Origin of the sequence: Bacillus cereus group sp. MYBK227-1, from assembly GCF_051916325.1 — a bacterium.
GTDB classification, from domain to species: domain Bacteria; phylum Bacillota; class Bacilli; order Bacillales; family Bacillaceae_G; genus Bacillus_A; species Bacillus_A cereus.
In genome coordinates this window covers 338,965-361,344 of sequence record NZ_JBQAGK010000001.1, presented here as the reverse complement: position 1 = coordinate 361,344, position 22,380 = coordinate 338,965, and the positions used below count along the sequence as shown (strand labels likewise).

Sequence of the window (22,380 nt, the reverse complement as noted above, 5' to 3'; positions counted from 1 at the left end):
TCCCCCTCTTATTGTCGTTTTTCCATTCGCCATTCAATCCAGTTTTTTATAACGAGTGTAAACACTGCAATTAATGACATTAACGTCGCTACTGCAAATGCTGCTGAAAATTGATATTCATTGTACAAAATTTCAATATGAAGCGGCATCGTGTTCGTAATGCCACGCACGTGACCTGATACGACAGAAACGGCTCCGAACTCACCGATAGCACGGGCATTACATAGAATCATGCCGTACAAAAGACCCCATTTTATATTTGGAATCGTAACGCGCCAAAACATTTTCCAGCCACTTGCGCCAAGTGATAAAGCTGCCTCTTCTTCACTTTTCCCTTGCGCCTGCATAATCGGAATTAATTCACGTGCAACGAACGGGAAGGTTACAAAGATTGTTGCGATAATAATGCCTGGTACAGAGAAAATGAGTTTCACTCCATGTTCAAGTAACCATTCGCCAAGAGCACCCCTCGGTGTGAAAAGTAAAACGAATACTAATCCTGCGATAACTGGTGACACAGCAAACGGCAGTTCAATAAGAGAGAGTAATACTTGTTTTCCTTTAAACTGAAACTTTGTAATAAGCCATGCGGCCGCTACCCCAAATATCGTATTAAGCGGCACAACGATTAACGCAACGAGAAGCGTTAATCTAATTGCTGAAAATGCTTCTTGATCTGTAATAGCGGCAATGTATACATCCATCCCTCTTTCAAAGGCTTTTAGAAAAATAGTTATGAGTGGCAGTAATAGAAAGAGAGATAAAAATAAAACTGTAATCGTAATTAATATGCCTGGTACAAGCTTAGATTCTTTTTTAGCTGATACGCTTTTTACTATTTTCTTTTCTAATAATGTTGGTTCCATTTTCTCTCCTCCTATTCACTTTTTAGTTCATGCCTTCTACTCCAGCTTTGAATCATATTAATAAGAAGAAGGAAAAGGAGAGAAATAATAAGCATCACGGTCGCTACAGCTGTTGCCCCCGCATAATCATATTGTTCTAGTTTCGTCATAATCATCAGTGGCGCAATTTCTGTTTTCATCGGCATATTACCTGCGATGAAAACGACAGATCCGTATTCTCCTAATGCTCTTGCAAATGCGAGTGAAAAACCTGCAAGAAGAGCGGGAAAGATCTCTGGTAAAATGATTTTCACAAATATTTGCAAGCGGGATGCACCTAAACTCGAAGCCGCCTCTTCTACTTCTTTATCAATATTTTGCAGCACTGGTTGCACCATTCGAACGACAAATGGTAAACCGATAAAAGTAAGCGCAACGATAATTCCGAGTGGTGTAAAAGCTACTTTTATATGCAACAGACCAAATATTTTCCCAATCCATCCATTTTCCGCATAAAGCGTTGTAAGTGTAATACCAGCTACAGCTGTCGGAAGTGCAAACGGTAAATCAATGAGTCCATCTAATAGTCGTTTCCCTGGAAATTTGTAGCGTACGAGCACCCAAGCTATTAATAAACCGAAAATGGCATTTACAATAGCCGCTACCAATGAAGTTGTAAAACTAATTTGATAGGAATGCAACACACGCTCGTTCGTTATAACCCCAGCGAACTTCTTCCAACCTAACTGTGAAGTTTGAATAAATACGATAGAAAGTGGTATAAGTACGAATAAACTCATGTACAACATTGTAAATCCAAGCGATAATCCAAACCCTGGTAAAACACGCTTCTTCCTCATCCTCTTTCACCTCTTCCCCCTTTAGCAGTGCATTATTTTTGATAAATTTTATCGAATACGCCGCCGTCATTAAAGTGTTTTTCTTGTGCTTTTTTCCAACCACCAAATAGTTCATCTACTGTAAATAATTGAACTTTCGGAAATTGGGATGCATATTTTTCTGCTACTTTTTTCGTTCCTTTTTTATCAACGACTTTATCTACAACCGCTACTGGTGGTTCTGCAAGTACACTAATAGAAGGGGTTACAATTTCAAATTTATCTTTTCCAAGCTCTTTTTGAGATAATAACGCTTCATTTTCCCATGCGATTAATACGTCACCAATTCCTTTTTCAACAAATGTTGTCGTTGCTCCGCGTGCTCCTGAATCTAATACTTCTACGTTTTTATAAATTTGGCTAACAAACTCTTTCGCCTTATCTTCACTATTATTATATTTTTTCAATGCGTATCCCCACGCCGCTAAATAGTTCCAACGTGCTCCGCCTGATGTTTTTGGATTTGGTGTAATGACAGACACACCTTTTTTCGTTAAATCATCCCAGTCTTTAATTCCTTTCGGGTTTCCTTTTCGAACAAGAAATACAATTGTTGACGTGTATGGAGTGGAATTATTCGCAAGTCGCTTCTGCCAATCTTCTGCTAGTTGTTTTTTCTTACTAATGGCATCAATATCATAAGCAAGTGCTAGTGTAACAACGTCTGCTTCTAAGCCATCAATAACAGAACGCGCCTGACTTCCAGATCCCCCGTGTGATTGTTTTACATTTACTGTTTGCCCGTGCTTCTCTTTCCAATACTTCGCAAAATCTTTATTAAAATCTTGATATAACTCCCTAGTTGGATCATAAGAAACATTTAAAAGCTCAACTGTTTTTTTATCCCCACTTCCTTCAGAATTACTAGTGGATGTTGCCGAACCACACCCTGATAAAAGTACAACTGCTGATAATAAAACACCTGTACTTTTCATAAACGCTGCCTTACCCCACTTTTTCATCGTTAAGCCCCCTTAGTTTATACAATAGAAAAAGGCACACAATATATTCACAAATGTGAACATTGTGCGCCTTCAGTTTATCTGATTAGCTTCTAATGTATTGTATTCGATTTCTTTTCATTTTAATTCTGTAATTCATATGTGTCAACTTGGATTTTAAATTTTCTTGCTAAACTAAAATATTGGCATACTTCGAGCCCAATGATTTTTCAAATCAGCAAATTCTTTTGGTAACTTACTATTTTCATTCCATTCTAATTTATATGCATTTACTAACACCGTAGCCATTGATTCACGGTTCATTACTCCATTTTGATTAAAATTACCGTTCTTATCATTTTCAGAGTTCATCCATAATTTCACAAATAAGATATTGCACTCGCCGTAAGCGTTAATCCCTTCTGTTCTATGTATATCTCCTCCTTGTTGGTCATATGAAGCTTTAAATATATGGCACCACAGCTTAATCAATGCACAAAAAAATGAGGCAACCACCTTCAAAGATGGTTGCCTCATTTTTACACTTGCATCGCTTTCTCTCTCAATGCTCTTCTTAACAACTTACCCGTCGTATTCTTCGGTAATTCTATTAAAAACTCAATGCTTTTCGGCACTTTATATTTCGCTAAATGTAACGTACAGTAATGCATTAGTTCTTCTTCTGTTACGTTTGCTTGCTTCAAAACGACGTACGCTCGCACAGCTTCTCCTAAGTTTTCATCAGGAACACCGATTACGACAACTTCCGCTACTGATTCGTGCGTATATAATACTTCTTCTACTTCACGAGGGTATACGTTATAACCGCCAACTAAGACGATATCTTTTTTACGATCAACGATATAGAAGTAACCTTCTTCATCCATTTTCGCCAAGTCACCTGTATATAGCCAGCCGTCTTTCAATGTCGCAGCTGTATCTTCTGGTGCATTATAGTATCCTTTCATAACGTTAGGTCCGCGAACGATTAATTCGCCGACTGCGCCGACAGGTACTTCTTCCCCAAGTTCATTTACAATTTTATTTTCTACATGCCAAATATTTGTGCCAATCGACCCTGGTTTACGAGGACGATCTAGCGGATTGAAACAAGTAACTGGTGATGCTTCTGATAAACCGTATCCTTCTGAAACAATAACGTTAAAACGTTTTTCAAAGTTTTGTAGAAGAGCAACAGGCATCGATGCGCCACCGGAAATACAAAGACGAAGCGTCTTCACATCTTCTGCGCTTGCTTCTTCAAATAAATATAAATAATTGTACATCGTAGGTACGCCAGCAAAGATCGTTGGTTCGTACGTACGACAAATACGGAATACTTCTTTCGGACTAAATTTCGGTAACATTAAAATCGTTGCCCCGTTCACAATCGGTGCATTTACCGCAACTGTTAAACAGAATACATGGAACATAGGCAGTGCCGCAACAACGCGGTCATCAGCCGTATATTGTAAATACGAAGCCACATCGCTCGCATTACTATATAAATTTTTATGTGTTAACATAGCGCCTTTCGGTTTTCCAGTTGTGCCCGAAGTGTATAGGATAACCGCTACATCTTCTTCATCTAGTTCAGGACCTTCGTAAGTTGTATCTCCAGTCCCCACAAAACTAGTAAACGTTTTCATTTTTTCGGTTTCTGTATGGTTAAAATCTGATGAGGTTTCGCATATGATGATGTTTTCTAATGAAGGAAGTCTTGTTGTAAGAGATTGTATAACAGGTAGAAGGACGTCGAGTACGATGATTGTTTTTACATCTCCATTTTGTAAAATATAATGCATTTCGTCTGCTGTATAAATTGGATTAACTGGAATAACAGTTGCTCCGGCTTTCATTGTTCCGTATAAACCGACCAAAAAATGTGGTGAGTTCCCAACAACTAATGCGACATTGTCCCCTTTTCCAATGCCCATTTCTGCTAAATTGCCAGAAAACCTTGTGACCATTTTGTTTAATTGGTCATATGAGACCGACTGATCCATAAATATATAAGCCGGTTTATCCCCCTTCTTTTTTGCCGTTTCAGCCAAAGATTGAACGAGATTCACAAAAACCCCACCTTTATAAAATTTAGAATATTTAAAAATTCTAAATTAATTATATTAAAAGAAAATTAAAGTGGCAAGTGATATTCTATTAACTGCATATAGACAGACCACCTACTCTTAGTTTACTTTGGAAGAATAAGGGGATTTTATTTGTAAGTAATTTATGAAACTAGACCAGAAATCATTTTAGGATAATATGCATTCATCTTTTCTCTAAGTTTATTAAGTTCCTCTTTATTTAACGTCGTATGCTCGCCGTGCAAGTTAAGAGCGTCCGCTCCATCTTCATGAAAATACACCGTAACATATAACGTCGGTAACCCTTTGTTGTTTTCATCTATTGATAAGACGACATCTGGCGTTTTATTAACAGTGCTGAATGTTTCATTTCTTTTCCACTTCTTATTTTGAAACATGTCTTGTATATCATGTATCTTTCGTTTGTTATCTGTATGCGTAAAATATATAACATTATCCTCAGCCGGTTTTCCGATAGACAAAATTGTACGACTTGAGGGCAATCCACTGTTACACGCTGTCATTCCAATGACGAAGCTGAGCAATAATACAACGTACATTACTCTTTTCATTTCGATCCGCCTCCTTTTCATATATATATTCCTTTATAAGAGGCAGATGTCCTGTGATTTTATGTTTTGCGGTAAATGAAATTATATGAGCGATTTTTCAGTTATATCAGCGCAGCTCGATTTATATCGGCGATTTTTCAGTTATATCGACTTACCGACAAAACCTGACAATCTACGCAAAAAGAAAGAGGCTGCCCGTTATGGCAGCCTCCCTCATTTTTAGAAGAATAAATGTAAGAAATCTTCAGTTGTAATGTTACCGAAGTAGCGTGCGATATCTACGCCTTCTAAAGCTGCAGTGAATGCATCTTTATCGAACTGAACGCCTGTTAGACGCTCTTCGATATCATGAACATCTAGTGAACCGAAGAAGTCGCCGTAAATTTTACATTCTGTTACTGTTCCTTTTTTCACTTCAAGACGAACATCAACTTGTCCAACTGGGAAGCGGTGTGAATGTTGTAAGTTGAACTTCGGTGATTTTCCGTAGTTCCAATCCCAATTTTGGTAACGTTCTTCAGAAAGTTTGTGGATCTCTTTCCAATCATTTTCTGTTAATTCATACGTTGGGATTTCTGTTTCTCCTTCGAAAATTGTTTCTAGAAGAAGTTGTCTAAACTCCTCTGTCGTCATTTTTTCGTTTAAGAACTCTGTAATGTTCGCAACGCGGCTACGGATTGACTTAATTCCTTTTGATTGAATCTTATCCATTTTGACTTTTAACGCTGATACGACGTGATCGATTTCAGAATCAAATAGTAACGTACCGTGACTGAACATACGACCTTTCGTTGAGAACTGCGCGTTACCTGAAATTTTTCTACCTTCAGCTAAAATGTCGTTACGACCACTTAGTTCTGCATTTACACCTAATTTACTAAGCGCTTTCGTTACAGGCTCTGTGAATTTTTTGAAGTTACTGAAACTGTCTCCATCATCTTTCGTAATAAAACTGAAGTTTAAGTTTCCTAAATCATGATATACTGCGCCTCCGCCTGATAGACGACGAACGACATGAATACCTTTTTCTTTTACGTAATCTGCATTAATTTCTTCTACTGTGTTTTGGTTTTTACCAATGATAATCGAAGGCTCATTAATGTAAAACAGTAAATATGTTTCGTTAATATCTAAATTTTTCACACAATATTCTTCAATCGCTAAGTTTATTCTAGGATCTGTAATTCCTTTATTATCAATAAATAACATCGTATCACCTCATGAGTTCCATACGTAGCCACTATGCGCTAGCGTAATGTGACCACTGAAAATTTGTTTTGCTTCTGTTACTAAATCAGATGGGTTGCCTGTATGCGGTAAGTGCGTTAATAAAAGTTCTTTTACATTCGCATCTTTTGCAATACTTGCTACTTCTGTACTATTCATATGCCCTGCTTTTGCAGCCTCTTGATGTGCATACATATTACACTCACAAATGAAAAGATCAGCATCTTTTGTGAATGGAATGAATTCAGGAATATAACTTGAATCAGCGCTGTATACTACAGCATCATCTCCAGCTGTAATACGCATCGCAAAGCATGTAACAGGATGAACAGTTTTTAAGAATGAAATCGAGAACGGTCCAATTTGAAGTGTTTCTTCTGGATTGTACGCGATTCCTTTCGTATGCGGTTCATGTGTTAAAGAATGGAAACCATTCTCATCAAACGTATGACCGTATATTGGTAGTTCTGGTAGTTGTCCCTTCGTCGCGCTCGTAATTAATCTCGCATATTGCAATACCCCAATGTCTGCAACATGATCGTGATGATAGTGCGACAGTACAACTGCATCTATATGAGATGGTGTTATATATTTTTGAAGCTGTGCTAGTACACCACTACCACAGTCTACAAGTAAACGAAAACCATCGTGTTCAAACAAATACCCCGACGTTGCTTCTCCCGCTTCTGGAAAGCCGCCCCAAAAGCCGACAACAGTCATTTTCATATGTATCCATCCTTTCTAAAACCGAGTAGAAATGCATGTTTTACTTACATCCTACATTGTTAACTATAATCCATTTCCTAAACTTTTTCATTAATTTTCAATTTTGTTATAAAACAGTTGTTGACTTTTATTTTTTGTACTAATACAATGATAGTAAGAAATGGAAATGGAGGGATTGACATGATCGATCAACCAATGGAGTTTTTCAGAAATTTACCGACGAAAACTTGTGCACACTGCGGGAAAGAAATTGATGAGCAGCACGAAGCATACCATAACAAATGTGACGATTGCGTTCACGAAGAATAGTAGTTTGTGAACAGAAAAAAACCTAGCAGACATAGTCTACTAGGCTAATAACATCTTATCCTTCATCGTTGAACCTTTCACCAAGAGCTCCAGTTCAAACTCATACAATTCTTTTTTTCGATAATTTTTCGTATGAATTTTATCCATCATTAGGTCGACAACTTTTCGGGCCATTTCATCAATTGGCTGTTCAATTGTCGTAATACCTGGTTCTGTAATCTGCGATAATATTTGATTATCAAAACCGATAACAGCGAGATCATCTGGAATGCTCCAGTTATGGCGTTTCGCCTCTGAGATAATTCCAGCTGCTACCTCATCGCCTCCTGCCAAAATCGCGGTAGGATTTTTTTTGTCCTTTAATACTTCATGGAATATTCGTTTTCCATCTCCCCAAGAGAAAGCGTTTTCAAGAAAGTCAATCGCTTCTACTTGGCGGCTCTTCTCAGTTATTGCACGTAAAAAGCCCATTTTTCGCTGCTGGCTAACGACTTTGGTTTCGTTACCACGGCAAAAAATAAGATTACGATATCCTTGATCTAACACATGCTTCGCAGCTATGTATGCTCCTTGCGCATGATCAAACTTCACTGTTGGAATATTTGCTTCCTCAATATATTCATTACACAACACGATTGGACCGTGCTGTAAGTATGGCTCTACATCTTCCCACGGATTTTCTAGTGAACATAGAATAATCCCATCTACTTGTTTCGTAGATAATAATTGTAAATACTCCATCTCTTTTTCCGGTAAATATCTTGTTTGACAAATAATCAGTTTATATTTATGTTCAGAAGCAGCAATCTCGATTGCTTCGATAAATCTACTGAAGAAAGGATTTGTAATCCTTGGAACGAGCACCGCAATTGTTTCCGTTTTTTGTTTACGAAGCCTTCTCGCCGCAGAATTAGGAACGAAGCCTAAATGCTTCATTGCTAATTGAACCCTTTTTTTCTTCTCATCTGAAACATATGGATGATTATTAATCACCCTAGAAACCGTTGTCCTTGATAACCCCGCTAATTTCGCCACGTCCTCTATAGTCGACACGAAATTCTCCCCCTTTGCATGAAAACGTTTTCTTAAATTGATTATATAGTATATTATTGGAAACTGCAATATCGGTTGTTATGATTTTACTATATTAATATTATACATAGGTAAAAGTCTGTTAATGGGAGGGGAAAACATACTGCTTTTAGAAGTTTACAGTAGGTATATTTATAAAAATTTGAAGGTGATATTCCATGAATCGGACAGATCGTTTATTAGCTATATTAATTGAATTACAAAGAAGACAAACTGTTACAGCACAAAGCTTGGCTAAAAAATTCGAAACTAGTATAAGAACTATTTATCGAGATATGGATGCACTTAACGAATCGGGTGTTCCTATTTATTCAATGCCTGGCTACGGCTATTCATTAATGGATGGTTATTTCTTACCACCCATTCAGCTTACGCCTGAAGAGGCTGTTACTCTTTTATTAGGCGGTGATTATATCGAGAAAACTTTCACTTCTTCTTTTTCTGTACATGCACGATCAGCAAAAGAGAAACTTGAAATTGTTCTCCCTGCTGATCAACAAAAGAAAGCCCGGGAATTACGAGGAACTTTTCGCTTCCTTTCTCCTATATTTTCACATCAGCAATCTGAACAAGAAAACCTAGAAAATCAACTTCTCCTATTGCAAGAATCTATTCAAAAAGAACAAGCTATCTCTTTTTCTTATCGAAAACCGAGAGAAGCTACAAAAATAAAGCGGACCGTTCATCCTTACGGCTTAGTCAATATTTCAGGAATTTGGTACATCGTTGCCCACTGTTTACTTCGAAAACAAATACGCAATTTCCGCTTAGATCGTATGGATATGTTACAGCAAGAACAAGAATTTTTCACAAAACCGAAGGACTTTTCTTTACAAAACTATAAGCCTGAAAGCAATCGTACTGTTACAATCCATTTATTGTTTCCATCTCATATTGCACATAAAATTATTGAATCACGATATTTTTTTATAGATTCATATGAACATAGAGATAACAATTTTCACGTCTTTTTGAAATCAAGAAACATAGACGAAGTGTTTCAATGGGTATTCAGCTGGGGAAGCCAAGTGCAAGTACTTGAGCCAAAAATTCTTTCTGAGAAAATCCGTGATGAAGCAAAAAAAATGTTAAAACTTTAATTTCACTACTGACATAATGTTGTCAGTATCCCTCCTTTATAGTAGGTATTAACAAATACATTTTCATAAAAAGGAGTTAACAATATGAAGAAATTTGAGGAGTTAGCAACGTATTACATAGAGGAATTAGAAAAGTACTCTATAGAGCAATTTAGGATGAATCCTTCTAGTGAGGAATGGTCTCTCGGTCAAATGTATAATCATTTAATTGCCTCCACATATATGCAGTTAGATGCAATCACAAAATGTAAAATAGAAACACCATCAATAACTAACATAAAAACAGAGATGGGTGAAAAAGTATATAAACTTGGTGCTTTCCCAAATATACAAATTAAAGTACCAAATCATCCTGGATATACACCTGAAAATCCAGCCACCAAAGAAGAAATGCAGAAACAATTTCTAGAATTAATTACAATTGTAAAAAATACAGAGCCAACACTTTCTTCTATTCCAAGTGATTGTAAAGTCGAACATCCTGGGCTTGGTTACTTAAATGCAGCAGAATGGTTTCAACTTATTTCTATGCATTTTGCTCATCATCTTCGTCAGAAAGAAAGATTGGAACTTAAGATTCGCTAAATTTTAACGTTTTCACTAAAAAGAGACTGCCAATATTGGCAGTCTCTTCACTAAAATATGTACCGCCTATACAATTACTCATAAATTCCCACTTTCTATCAATAGAATACTCCTCTTTTTTATTCAATATAAAACCCCATCAATACGTCATCTCCATATGATCCATCTTCATATTTAATTTGCTTTCGTTGTCTGCCTTCTTCTACAAAGCCCATACGTTTGTACACTTTAATTGCCCGATCATTAACAGAAACTACACCTAAACAAATTTTCTCTAAACCTTTCTGCCCTTTCGCCCAACTAATAAGAAATTCAATTAATTTCGTGCCGATGCCTTGATTACAATACGCCTCTTTAATCCCCATTCCCATTGTGCCTGCGTGTTGTAACCGTTCTAGTTCATATCGGTTGAAAATTAAAAAGCCAACTACCTTCCCATCTACTTCATACACGATATAAAGATTACCTTTCTCATTACTTTTCCGTATCTTTTCTCTTTCTGCATTCATATCATTGGGTAACTTCTTTGGGGATACTACGAAAAATTTTGTAGTAGTTTCCGATAATATAATTTCTTTTCTAATATTCATAATTGCTTCTGCATCAGTCTCTTTTACTAACCGTATCATTGAATCACCTCGTACTTTTTCTTTTTAAAAATAATATTACAACTATAAAACGGCCAATATGCAATATTACATATTGAGAATCTTTTTACTCTTGATACAATATTCATATATCAAAATAAAAGGAATGTATACAATGAATCCAATCTTAACAGCTGCAAAACAACTATTACATAAAGAAGAAAAAATTTTATCTACTTTAAAATGTTCACTTACTGGCTATATGATTACGCATAAAGTCCCGTATCCTGGCATGTTACTTGCTACTAATCAAAGACTTCTCTTTTTTAGCCAATATAAAAACACATTCATTGCCGAATTTGATTATGAAAAAATTCTATCCATAGAAACGAAGAGAAGAATCTTTGACAAAAAAATAATATTTTACTATGAAGATGAATATATAACGCTTGGATACATTACAAGTTCGAATGTTGAAGCGTTCATAGACTTACTACATAGAACGTAAGTATTCCAAATGCATCTTTCATACTTGTATATACTTCTTTATCAAACAATATAGGTGAAAGGGCATAAACAAGAAAGATTATTAGCGGATTTACGATAAAATAATAAGTAAGATTGCCTTTCATCATATCAACTCCTCTACACTATGTTTCTCTGTAAATTGTTGTAATTCCTTTTCTTTCGTTTCTATAGCTTTTAGAAAGATTTATAGATGAACTAAGGAAAAAATGCCCTCTATTAAAATAAAAAAGCACCAAAAAGGTGCTTTTTTTACGCTTCAACCGATTGATTTTCAGCAATATTTCTAAATTGTCGTTTATGCATCCAAGTTAATGAAGCGATTGTTCCAAGTGATAATACAACAATGAAGATCATGAGCATTCCAATGTTTTGCCACATGAAGTTAAAGTCTCCGCTTGATACGACTGCCTTCAATCCAGATACAGAGTATGTCATCGGTAACCAAGCATTGAATGGTTGTAAAAACTTCGGAATCAATTCTAGTGGGAATGTTCCGGCACTCGTTGTAAGCTGAATAATTAATGTGATGATGGCGATGAAACGGCCTGCATCACCGAATGCTGTTACTAAACATTGAATTAATGCGATAAATGCTAAACTTGTAATGATACTAAAGAGTATGAAGTATGGAATGCTTTGTACTTCTACACCCAATCCGAACAGTAATATAACATCTGCTACTATCGCTTGAATAATACCAACTGATAGTAGTACGCCGAACTTACTAATAAACCAACTAAACCCTGATTTCGGAACGCCGACTGTATCACGTAATGGATATACGATTGATAATAGTAATGCCCCAACGAATAAACCGAGTGATAAGAAGTACGGCGTAAATCCAGTTCCGTAGTTTGGAACTTCCGCCATTTTCTCCGTCTTCACTTTTACAGGACTTGCAAACATATCATACGTTTTATCCGTCCCTTTTACTTCACCAGTTTTTTCTGCTCCTTCGCCAAGTTTCTCTGCAAGTTCACCTGAACCATCGTTTACTTTTACGAGACCATCCGTTACTTTTCCTGATCCGTCTGCTAGTTTATTTACTCCGTCGATTAGCTGGGTTGAGCCATTTGATAATGTGCCTAAGCCTGTTGTTACTTGACCGGAGCCATCTGCTAATTGATTTACTCCACCTGCCATTTGATTTGCTCCTACAGATAATGTTCCTAAACCGCCTGTTACTTGGCTTGAACCATCTGCTAATTTGGATACCCCTGCTGATAATGTTCCTAAACCGCCTGTTACTTGACCGGAGCCATCTGCTAATTGGGACACCCCTACAGATAATGTTCCTAAACCGCCTGTTACTTGGTTTGAGCCATCCGCTAATTTCGTTACTCCTGCAGATAATATTCCTAAACCGCCTGTTACTTGGCTTGAGCCATCTGCTAATTGATTTACTCCACCTGCCATTTGGTTTGCTTCTGCAGACAATGTTCCTAAACCGCCTGTTACTTGACTTGAGCCATCTGCTAATTGATGTACACCACCTGCCATTTGATTTGCTCCTGCAGATAATGTTCCTAAACCGCCTGTTACTTGACCAGAGCCATCTGCTAATTGATTTATCGCATCAATTAATTGACCGGATTCATTTTTAAATTTATTTGCGCCTTCTTTTGCTACATTTAAATTTTTACCAAACCCTTGGAAATTTTCAACAAATCCTTTTTGTGCACTGGCTAATTTCTCAATACCCTCTGTTAAAGTGTCCAATTTCGCTGTATTCGGTAGTTTGTTTTGTGCATCACTTGTTTTTTGATTTATTTCGCCTTTTAATTGTTTTACTTCTTCATTTAATTTATTTGTTCCACCTGCTACTCCGGCAGCTTTTTGTTGAACTGTAGCTGTACTTTTTACAGCACTTGTTATAAATGGTTGTAACTGCTCTTGATATTCTTTCGGTAAACTCTCGATTTGCTTTTGTAAATTCGCTACATCTTGCGCTGCATTTTTTGCATCTCCTGCTGTTGATTGCGTAAGTTCATTTAACTGATTTACATTCGCCCCAGCTCCATCTATTTTCTCATTTACTGTATTCAATATAGAAGGGCCTTTCGACTGTATTTCCTCTAAACCTGCAGCAGAACTTTTCACTTTACTATTTAAATCTTGCAAACCCTTTTCAATTTTTTGAGAAGCTACCTCTAATTGTTTTTGTCCCCCAACCAGTTGTTCCATACCATTTGATAGATCAGTTGTTCCTGTTTTTAATTCACCGGATTTACTTACTAACTTGTTCAAACCACCGGTCACTTTCTCAGATCCATCACGCAATTCGCCAATACCTTTTTGCATTTCACCCGTTTTGTTATTTAACGTATTTAAACCGTCTGTTACTTTTCCTGACCCATCTACTAATTTTCCGATACCTGTTTGCATCTCACTTGTTTTACTATTTAACGTATTTAAACCGTTCGTTACTTTTCCTGATCCATCTACTAATTTCCCGATACCTGTATTGCTATTTAGTGCATGTAAACCATCTGTTACTTTTCCTGACCCATCTACTAATTTTCCGATACCTGCATTGCTATTTAGTGCATGTAAACCGTCTGTTACTTTTCCGGAGCCATCTACTAATTTTCCGATACCTACATTGCTATTTAATACATGTAAACCATCTGTTACTTTTCCGGAGCCATCTACTAATTTCCCGATACCTATTTGCATTTCACCGGTTTTGCTATTTAACGTATTTAAACCTGCTGTCACTTTCCCAGATCCATCAAATAGTTTCCCAACTCCATCCTTCATCTCCCCAGGCTTCCCTTGAAGTGTATGAAGGCCATCCGTCACTTTACTTGAACCATCATGCAATTCACTTGATCCGTCGTGTAGTTTACTTGCCCCTTCTGATCCATCTGCTAATCCTTTTGAGACGTCTTTAATAGAATCGAACATTTTCTCTGCATATGTTTTCGTTAACGTGCTTGATACTTCAGTTTTAATCTTTTCAATGGCTGTTCCTCCAATTTGTGAAGATAAGAAGTTTAAACTTTCGTTTGGAATGTACTCTAAGTTTAATGGCTTTGGATTGTCTTTTAGTAACGTTGTAGCGTTACTTGAGAAGTCATCTGGAATGCGCACTAACATGTAATACTTTCTACCTTCCATTCCTTTCTTTGCTTCTTTTTCACTTACGAACTCCCATTTAAAACTTTTATTATCTTTTAAATTATCAACGAGCCCTTTTCCGACCTCAATTGGTTTCCCATCAAATACTGCGCCTTTATCTAAATTGACTACTGCAACTGGTAAGTCATCTAACTGTTTATACGGATCCCAAAAGGCCCACAAAAACATCCCTGCATATAAAATCGGTACGAATAAGACCGCAATAATTGGAATTAATATTTTTTTACTTTTTATAATTTCCGTGAACTCTTTCCGAAGTAACTGATTACCTTTCATAATTTCTCCCCCTTTTATAAAATGACCAAAATGTTCATATAGTCATTTTCACCCAAACAAAAAGGCTATACTTGTTCATACATATGCCTTATCCCCGAATTTATTACTATGCAACTTTTTCTCATTATGATTATATTTTTTCTATATCCCCCCTTAACTTAAATATATGACCACATTGTTCATTCGGTCATTTTTTTATAAAATTAAAAGGATTATCTTAGTTTGACAATCCTTTTAGTAAATAAAGTTCAAATAACTCTGCAATTTTTTCTTTTTCTAGCGGTTCATGATTTTTTTCCCAATCAAAAATAAGCGATACATATAGACGAAGCATAATAAATGCTGTAATTTCTGGGTCACATTTGCTAATTTCACCTTTTTCAATCGCAATCTTTAAATACGATTGAATAACAGAAACGATTTCCACATCAACTTGCTGCATAACTTCTTGTACTTCTTTCGTTCCCATATCGCGCTCTTCTTGAATTAATTTAATCATGAGCTGATGTTCTTTTCTAAATTCCAAGATGCTATATAATGCTCTATGTACATTTTCAAAAAATGAAACATCTGAACGAATTGCACTTTCTGCAACTTGCTTCATTTCTGTAATTAAATTAGAAATAATTTCACCAAATAGCTCTTCTTTATTTTTGAAAAAAGTATAAATCGTTCCTTTTCCTACATTCGCTAACTTCGCTACTTGATCCATCGTTGTTGCTTTATAACCGAACGCTGAAAAAGACTTTGTTGCAGCTTCAATAATAGAACGTTTTCGATCTATCGCCACATCTTCACCTCCAAAAATGACCAATTGGATAATATAGTCAATCAGTACATCTTTGATATTACCACACGCTTACATTCTATACAAGTTCTCTTTTTATTATTTCCAGTATAAAAAAATTTCAGTCAGTGTATATCATACTTTCCATAGTTTATCAGAAGAAAAGAGAAAAGGAAAAGATGTTCTAGAGATATACATCTTAAGAACACCTTTTTGCTATTTCAACATAGAAAGCATAATTTTCTCTAGTTCTTCTTTATTTACATTCTTATCGAATACTGCTTCTCCTGGGTTCTCTAAACTATGATTAATAATAACGATTTGGTATGCACTATTTTTCCCTTTTGCTGGAACAATCATCTTCATACCTTGTAAATTACTATCCGAGTGATGAGTAGCGTAGAATATTTGATTCCCTTCTAGTTCGTACTTTTCTATATTTTCAGGCACTATAAACTGGTGGCTAAATGGGTCTTTGCTTTCCCCAAAAACTTGCGATTGAGAAATTGTATAATTTCCTTTTCCGTTCGTATATTCTAATTCAATAGTAAATTCCGGCTTTATCTTAAGATAATAATTTACTCTTTCATCTTTTTGGGTATATCCTTTAATTGTATAAGTTGGCCTCTTGATTTGGAAATCAACATGTTGCTGCACTTCTTCAACTGTATATGTTAAATATTTCCCTACCTTATCCTCATAAGGAGTTGTTTTATTATTTATTTCTTTTAATTTTTCACGATCTTCTGTACTTAAGCGCTCTTCTTTCACCTCTTTTATATCCCCTTGGAAATTTCCGGGTAAGTTTAATCTAACTAATCCTTTTTTCTCGATCTGTAATACCTCTTTATATAACTGCACATAATTCTCAAACTCTTCCTTTGTTAAAGCTTTTTCAGCATGATATAAAAAGGCTGTTCGGCTTTCATATTGCCATTTTGACATCCCCCATTCTTTTCTCGCCTTTTCCTCTGTACCAAATAATGTATCTACAGCATTTTGGAAAGCATCCTTTGACTGCTCTACTTTATCCTCTTGCTTTTCTTTCCCTTCCGTTGCACGTGCATTGAATAAAAAAAGGGATGCAATAGCAACTATCGCAATCACTCCAAGTAAAGAAAGGCGATACGATTTCTTTTGGAATTTTTTAATCATAACGATTCTCCTTTTTAGTGTTCGTTTATTTCTACTTAAATTTGCTAGGCTTGGTACTTGATAGGAATAGTGTTCTAGAAGGGTAATAATTGTATGTCCGTATGCAATTTGTTCCTCTTTATCTATAAAAGTAAGTGCATATGCATCACAGGCTAATTCTTGATCTTCTCGCATACAAAAATAGGCGTACCAAAGAATCGGATTGAACCAATTTAATAGGATTAAACTGTACATAATCCAATTTACAGCTACATCGTTTCTCTTAATATGAGCTAACTCATGGTAAAAGACATATTGTAATTGTTGCTCATTTAATACTTTCATATGTTTTTTTGATAGTAATACTTTCGGACGAAAGAAACTAAACACAGTTGGGCTCGCAATCTTTCCCGCTAGACGTAACGAAACCGCCTTCTTCATTTTCATAGATTGCTTACAGCGATTAAACACTGTAATGGCCTGTTCATCCGTAATATCCGGTTGTTTCTTTATGTAAGAATATAAACGGCTATTTGTAAGAAACGTGATGACCGCTAATATGATTAACCCAGCTATCCAAACATACAAAGCAAGTTTGGATAAAGAAAATGTAGTCTGTTTTTCCGAACTGACTTTTACTTCCGGTTCGCTAGTTTTTGTTACCATTTTAGAATTTGATTTCAATTCCACTTTTCGTTCGCTTTCTATGTTCACTATATTCTCAGTAGCCGGCATATTTTTTGGAATAACTTCCGATACACTAGAACTATAGGAAAGTAATGAGTAAATGCTATAAGAGCTATCTGGCGACCACGGTAAAAGGAGTCTTATCATTAATACGATCCACAGCATATATTGCCACCGGGGTGTTAATTTATTTCTAAATAAAATTTTTATACATAAAATAAATCCGACTAATATGCTAGCCATAAGTGACGTTTCTATAAGCCAATCAAAAAAATGAGGAAGGTATACATTTATAAGCGTGTTTATCATTTTTATCGATCCTTCCTCTTATTCTCCTCTGTCTTCTCATCTAAAATGCGTTTTAATTCATTAATATCTTCTGAAGATAATTTCTCCTCTTTTAAGAAATTAACAAGTAATGGCTTAAACGCTGCACCGCAAAAACGTTTTAGTAAAGATTTCGTTTCCACTTGCAAATAATTATGTTGTGATACTAACGGATAATAAGCATACATTCGCCCTTTATCTTGATGGTAAGAAACGGCTTCCTTTTGTACTAATCGATTAATTAATGTGCGGATTGTTTTTGGTTTCCAGTCCATTGCATCTTCCAGTTCTTCTATAATTTCATTCGCTGTTTGTGGAGAATTCGACCAAAGTACTTTCATAATTTCTAATTCCGCTTCAGATATTTTAGGTAATTGATTTGTCATCGTATGTTTCACTCCTAAGTATTACATTTGTAATCTATAATTAAGATTACAAATGTAATACTTAATTGTCAACCATATTTTAGAAAAATTAATTTCAGCTAAACCTTACTTCACAACAACAAAATTCCTCTTTTTCAAATAATCAAATAAAAAAACAAGAAAATCTTTACAATTAATAGTAATATAGAAAATAGACAAGTTTATCAAAATAGTGGAGGCTTTTTCAGTCATGATGCGTGCGCTTCGTTTAAATATAAAGCAAGCTTTTTGTAATCGTGTTTCTTTAATTATTATGTTTAGTGGATTTGTTCTTATTTGTATTTATCATTATTATTATGTAATTCGTTATTTAGGAGACGCTGCGAATGGACCTATATCGACGGATATTAAATGGATTGGATTTCGTGGAAATGAAATGGATGTTTATTTATTATTAATGCCAGTTATTGCAAGTCTTCCCTTTAGTACAAGTTATAACTCGGATAAGTCCGATGGTTTTAAACCGTTTGTCAGTAAAGAAATTTCTTTATTTTCTTATTCAGTAACGAAATATATCGTTACATTTTTTTGCGGCGGACTTCTTTATACATTTCCATTCATCTTATCGTTATTATTTTGCAAATTAACCATTCCAGACGGAGTACCAACGGCTGGTTCAGGCATTATAAATGATAACGGGATGTTCGCAAACTTATATGAAACTTCTCCCATCACTTACATTGCTGTATATATCGGAATTAATTTTTTATTTGCAGGTTTGATGGCTCTTTTAGGACTTGCTGCATCTGCATGGTCCCAAAAGGACTATATGGCGCTTCTATTTCCATTTGCAACTACCTCTATTCCTTACGTCCTGCTAAATACGGTACTCCCTACAATAGGCGGAGCACCTATTCATTTATATGATCCAAGGCAGCCGCTGCATGGCATGTCACCATATATTTTGACAATACAATGTGCCTTCTTCCTCTTCGTTAGCTTAATCATGTATATACAAGGAGTAAAACGTGATAGAAAAAAATATAGAAGAAGGTTGCAAAAAAGAGAGCGGTGCAGAAAAGCGTTTCAAGTATAATAAAACCCTAATTTCCTTACTATATTGGAAATTAGGGTTTTATTTACTATTCACTTACGGTGTACCTGCCAATCCCCATAAAATAACAACCGCTACAAAATAAATCGCTTTAATCGCTATTACTAAACATAATGAAACAATTGCATATTTACTTAATTCTCTTCTTGCACCTATTAAAGTGAAAATAACCGCCAAACTAAATGTTATATAAGAAGCTGCTGTATGTATTAAGTTATACGTAATATCTAGATTGCTTGTAAGTCCTGTTATATCAGCTACAAACTGAAGCATGATGATCGTACTAAAAAAAATTGCAAACTGATTCATTACCTTTCCATTTATTTGTAACTGCATTGTTGTCCTCCTTATTAAAAACTAAATATTTAATCAATTTTATCATTAGATTACCAAAAAAGGAATCATCTCTTTATACTATTCTATAACGATGCAAACAAAGAACGCTTAGTTACCTAAGCGTTCCTTTCTTTAAGAAGCTTTCTTCAAATCAATTTGAGCAAGTACTGGGTCATGGTCGCTTACACGTCCGTGCTCTTTCATTATATTTGAGTTTAAGTGCACTGGATCTACAATTGTGTGTGGTGCGATATTATTTGTTACTAAAATATGATCTAACACTTGTGCATTTCCTTCGTGAATGTACGTGTAACGATTCTCTTTTGGCACTGTGTTTAACATATCTTTTAAGATTGTTCCCTCTAGTGTTTTTAGTGGTTTAGAGAATTCGAAATCGTTCATATCACCTAACACGACAACTGGTGCATTCGTATTCTTTTTCTGAATTCCTTGCACGAAATGATTTACCTCTTGTGCTAACTGAATTCGTTTGTCTTCACTTTTTAATACGAGCGGCTGCACTTTTCCAAATGGCGTTGCATCTCCTAGTTTTGAGTTTAAGTGATTTGCAACGACAACAATGTTTTGTCCTTGGAACGTAAATTCTGCCGCTAACGGTTTACGTGTACTTTCAAATAATGGATTTTCGTCTCCAATACGAACAACATTTTTATCAAGTAACTTTGGTACCGTCGCTAATTTCACGCGTGATGGATTATAGAAGAAGCCGACGCGAATATTCGCTCCTGGTGCTCCTCCGTCTTGATTATTGTTTGGAGCGATTTCTACATACTCATACTTCGGTCCACGAATTTCTAGCACTGCATCAATGATACGTTTTGCGCTTAATGACGCATCTGTTGTACCGTCATTAATTGATCCGTTATTATCTTGCATTTCCTCTACACCGATAATATCTGGCATTTTTAAGTTGTATTTAATAGAATACGCTAACGCTTTTACCTTTTCATCTGTTGTTTCTTTTTTATTCGCTGAGAAGTTTTCAATGTTATATGTAGCAACCGTTAACTTATCAAGACGTGGCTGAATATTTGCGCCTACTTGCTTAAATCCACCATCCACTACAGCTGGCAGTTCTGTTATTGGCGAAATACGGAAAGAACCGTAATCATATCCTACTACCCCTGTTATATCTCCAGTAAAAATATCTCCTACTTTTGCTACATAATCACGAGGTACCTTCACAGAAAGACGCTCTGGGTTTAATTGGTTTTCATCTAATAGAGGTGTGCCATATTGTGTTACTATTTTATCTCCACCATTTTTTACTGTTACATATAAATTTCCATTTTTCTGAGGTGCAATAATTTTTGGTGTTGGCATCGTAACACGCATGCCTTCTATACTTTCATAAAAGTCGATTGCATCTTCATTTGGATCAAATAAACCGAATGCATCATTATCAATAATCTGGTCCGGGATTTTCACACCGTTTTCCACAAGTACAATCGGTGCTGGCAAAGATTGATCTTTTGCGATTACAGCAACGCGACTCGCCTTAATTTCTGTCGTCGTTAAGTCTGTTTCAAATCGCTCTGCATAGCCTGGTCCAACATATTCTTCTACTACTCCATCAACTTGAATAAGATCTCCTACTGCTACATTCGCATCTTTTTTATATACGTACATACCTTCTGAAGTAGCTGGATCATTATCTGGCTGATTATCTTCTATATAAAAACCATTTTTATCAAGCGCTGTGACAACGCCTTCCACATTGTTTACTTTCTTCCCGTTGTAAGGAGACATATGTGATTTTCCTTGAATGTCATGAATACGAACCTGTTCATTATTTACGATAATAAATGAAAATGTCGAAATTGCTGAAGAAGTAAGTCCTTCTTTTTCTGCGATTGCTTTCACTACACTATTTTCATTCACTATAATCTGTCCATTATAACGAACACTTTTATTAGTAGGATTAGAGCCATCTAACGTATAGTAAATTGTTGCACCTTCTGTATTCGTCGTTAATGTTACCGCTGTTCCTGTAGCAACTTCTCCGCCGTTCGGTGAAGCTACTACATCGCTAACACGGTTTTGTCCTTCACCTTGAAACTTATAAGCTGTTACTGATTTTAAACCTGGGTTACTAAAATATAATTCAAGAGTCCCAGTCAAACTAACTTTCTTCCCGATATTTTCAGGGTGATCTTTTACATTCACTGCCGTTCTCACATCACCTTTTGGCAACTGAACGGGCATGATTTTGTCTGGATTCGTTTCGTTTGGCGAATCTGCAATTGCTACGTTTGTATCATCAAACTTAGCTGGATCCTTCGTATATTTAGAAGAACTTTGCGTATATCCGACAATATATCCTTCCACAATCCCCTTCGTTTTCCCTTGCTGCTTAAATACTTGAATTGCTTTTTCTACTGACATAGAAGCAGTTTCTTCTGCTTGCGCTAAAGTTCCAGTAAATGAAAGCAATAGCAAGAATGATAAAAAGACGCTTAACAATTTCTTCACAGCCATTTTCCTCTCCCTATTTCATATTTTCTCAGCATTTCTATCATAACAAATGATTCGTTATATAGAACTATTTTTCGACAAATTTTACAAAAGATTTATTTAATTTACAAGCTTTCAAACTATAATACAAAATAATAATTTTACACCTTCTACAAATGCACTCTATAATGTTAGAGAGAGAAAACAGAAAATATCGACATTTGATTGGCATGTAAA

22 protein-coding genes are annotated in these 22,380 nt (G+C 35.7%); 5 read left to right on the top strand and 17 right to left on the bottom strand.

Annotation, left to right across the window (positions count from 1 at the left end; all coding sequences use genetic code 11):
• Nucleotides 1–8: 8 nt before the first annotated feature.
• The 8 genes from cysW to ACTFRM_RS01985 all read right to left on the bottom strand — a co-directional run bounded on the left by cysW (nt 9) and on the right by ACTFRM_RS01985 (nt 7,300).
• The gene (gene cysW, locus ACTFRM_RS02020) at nt 9–866 is read right to left on the bottom strand and encodes a sulfate ABC transporter permease subunit CysW (protein ID WP_000433824.1); all 858 of its coding nucleotides are present in this window, start codon (nt 864–866) and stop codon (nt 9–11) included.
• An 11-nt stretch (nt 867–877) separates the two neighbouring features.
• A complete protein-coding gene (gene cysT / locus ACTFRM_RS02015; protein ID WP_001227875.1) occupies nt 878–1,705 on the bottom strand; it encodes a sulfate ABC transporter permease subunit CysT in 828 nt (275 codons plus the stop codon).
• Nucleotides 1,706–1,737: 32 nt separating this feature from the next.
• Nucleotides 1,738–2,706: a sulfate ABC transporter substrate-binding protein gene (locus ACTFRM_RS02010; RefSeq protein WP_440043078.1), complete on the bottom strand. Its 969-nt coding sequence runs from the start codon at nt 2,704–2,706 to the stop codon at nt 1,738–1,740.
• A gap of 174 nt (nt 2,707–2,880) precedes the next feature.
• Nucleotides 2,881–3,057 (bottom strand): hypothetical protein, encoded by a 177-nt coding sequence (locus tag ACTFRM_RS02005; protein ID WP_001986183.1) that lies wholly within the window; start codon nt 3,055–3,057, stop codon nt 2,881–2,883.
• A 167-nt stretch (nt 3,058–3,224) separates the two neighbouring features.
• A complete protein-coding gene (locus ACTFRM_RS02000) occupies nt 3,225–4,757 on the bottom strand; it encodes a fatty acid--CoA ligase family protein (RefSeq protein WP_001055150.1) in 1,533 nt (510 codons plus the stop codon).
• 161 nt (nt 4,758–4,918) lie between these two features.
• Nucleotides 4,919–5,347, bottom strand: coding sequence for a hypothetical protein (locus ACTFRM_RS01995; RefSeq protein ID WP_000832630.1), 429 nt, complete (start codon nt 5,345–5,347; stop codon nt 4,919–4,921).
• A 219-nt stretch (nt 5,348–5,566) separates the two neighbouring features.
• On the bottom strand, nt 5,567–6,556 hold the full coding sequence (locus tag ACTFRM_RS01990; RefSeq protein ID WP_000897287.1) for a lipoate--protein ligase: 990 nt from the start codon (nt 6,554–6,556) through the stop codon (nt 5,567–5,569).
• 9 nt (nt 6,557–6,565) lie between these two features.
• The gene (locus ACTFRM_RS01985; protein ID WP_000784686.1) at nt 6,566–7,300 is read right to left on the bottom strand and encodes an MBL fold metallo-hydrolase; all 735 of its coding nucleotides are present in this window, start codon (nt 7,298–7,300) and stop codon (nt 6,566–6,568) included.
• Nucleotides 7,301–7,480: 180 nt separating this feature from the next.
• On the opposite strand from ACTFRM_RS01985, the gene yhfH reads away from it, so the two are divergent.
• Entirely contained in the window at nt 7,481–7,609 is a 129-nt protein-coding gene (gene yhfH, locus ACTFRM_RS01980; protein ID WP_000567010.1) for a protein YhfH, read from the top strand.
• Nucleotides 7,610–7,648: 39 nt separating this feature from the next.
• On the opposite strand, the gene ACTFRM_RS01975 is transcribed toward yhfH, so the two are convergent.
• A complete protein-coding gene (locus ACTFRM_RS01975) occupies nt 7,649–8,662 on the bottom strand; it encodes a LacI family DNA-binding transcriptional regulator (RefSeq protein ID WP_000103716.1) in 1,014 nt (337 codons plus the stop codon).
• Nucleotides 8,663–8,859: 197 nt separating this feature from the next.
• Here ACTFRM_RS01975 and ACTFRM_RS01970 point away from each other — a divergent pair, with 197 nt between their 5' ends.
• Both ACTFRM_RS01970 and ACTFRM_RS01965 read left to right on the top strand, forming a co-directional pair.
• Nucleotides 8,860–9,801, top strand: coding sequence for a helix-turn-helix transcriptional regulator (locus ACTFRM_RS01970; protein ID WP_071739493.1), 942 nt, complete (start codon nt 8,860–8,862; stop codon nt 9,799–9,801).
• Nucleotides 9,802–9,885: 84 nt separating this feature from the next.
• Entirely contained in the window at nt 9,886–10,386 is a 501-nt protein-coding gene (locus ACTFRM_RS01965) for a DinB family protein (protein WP_078404187.1), read from the top strand.
• On the opposite strand, the gene ACTFRM_RS01960 is transcribed toward ACTFRM_RS01965, so the two are convergent.
• Nucleotides 10,373–10,513: a hypothetical protein gene (locus tag ACTFRM_RS01960; protein WP_153582202.1), complete on the bottom strand. Its 141-nt coding sequence runs from the start codon at nt 10,511–10,513 to the stop codon at nt 10,373–10,375. The two genes, ACTFRM_RS01965 and ACTFRM_RS01960, sit on opposite strands and share 14 nt — an antisense overlap.
• Nucleotides 10,506–11,015: a GNAT family N-acetyltransferase gene (locus ACTFRM_RS01955; protein WP_078404185.1), complete on the bottom strand. Its 510-nt coding sequence runs from the start codon at nt 11,013–11,015 to the stop codon at nt 10,506–10,508. The genes ACTFRM_RS01960 and ACTFRM_RS01955 overlap by 8 nt, the downstream gene beginning before the upstream one ends.
• 133 nt (nt 11,016–11,148) lie before the next feature.
• Between ACTFRM_RS01955 and ACTFRM_RS01950 the strand changes: the two genes are divergently transcribed.
• Entirely contained in the window at nt 11,149–11,481 is a 333-nt protein-coding gene (locus tag ACTFRM_RS01950) for a PH domain-containing protein (protein WP_001068219.1), read from the top strand.
• A gap of 269 nt (nt 11,482–11,750) precedes the next feature.
• On the opposite strand, the gene ACTFRM_RS01945 is transcribed toward ACTFRM_RS01950, so the two are convergent.
• The 4 genes from ACTFRM_RS01945 to ACTFRM_RS01930 form a co-directional block, all read right to left on the bottom strand.
• On the bottom strand, nt 11,751–14,918 hold the full coding sequence (locus tag ACTFRM_RS01945) for a YhgE/Pip family protein (protein ID WP_440043077.1): 3,168 nt from the start codon (nt 14,916–14,918) through the stop codon (nt 11,751–11,753).
• A gap of 217 nt (nt 14,919–15,135) precedes the next feature.
• Complete coding sequence (locus ACTFRM_RS01940; RefSeq protein ID WP_000963381.1) at nt 15,136–15,708, bottom strand: TetR/AcrR family transcriptional regulator; 573 nt, start codon at nt 15,706–15,708, stop codon at nt 15,136–15,138.
• Between the two features lie 213 nt (nt 15,709–15,921).
• Complete coding sequence (locus tag ACTFRM_RS01935; protein WP_440043075.1) at nt 15,922–17,835, bottom strand: M56 family metallopeptidase; 1,914 nt, start codon at nt 17,833–17,835, stop codon at nt 15,922–15,924.
• A 2-nt stretch (nt 17,836–17,837) separates the two neighbouring features.
• A complete protein-coding gene (locus ACTFRM_RS01930) occupies nt 17,838–18,239 on the bottom strand; it encodes a BlaI/MecI/CopY family transcriptional regulator (protein WP_000184504.1) in 402 nt (133 codons plus the stop codon).
• A 229-nt stretch (nt 18,240–18,468) separates the two neighbouring features.
• Between ACTFRM_RS01930 and ACTFRM_RS01925 the strand changes: the two genes are divergently transcribed.
• Nucleotides 18,469–19,314 carry a hypothetical protein gene (locus ACTFRM_RS01925; RefSeq protein WP_000984145.1) on the top strand — a complete coding sequence of 282 codons (846 nt, stop codon included), beginning with the start codon at nt 18,469–18,471 and terminating at the stop codon, nt 19,312–19,314.
• Between the two features lie 54 nt (nt 19,315–19,368).
• Here the strand turns inward: ACTFRM_RS01925 and ACTFRM_RS01920 are convergent, their stop codons facing one another.
• Nucleotides 19,369–19,668: a hypothetical protein gene (locus ACTFRM_RS01920; RefSeq protein ID WP_001176843.1), complete on the bottom strand. Its 300-nt coding sequence runs from the start codon at nt 19,666–19,668 to the stop codon at nt 19,369–19,371.
• A gap of 132 nt (nt 19,669–19,800) precedes the next feature.
• On the bottom strand, nt 19,801–22,167 hold the full coding sequence (locus ACTFRM_RS01915) for a DUF6359 domain-containing protein (RefSeq protein ID WP_440043073.1): 2,367 nt from the start codon (nt 22,165–22,167) through the stop codon (nt 19,801–19,803).
• Nucleotides 22,168–22,380 lie beyond the last annotated feature (213 nt).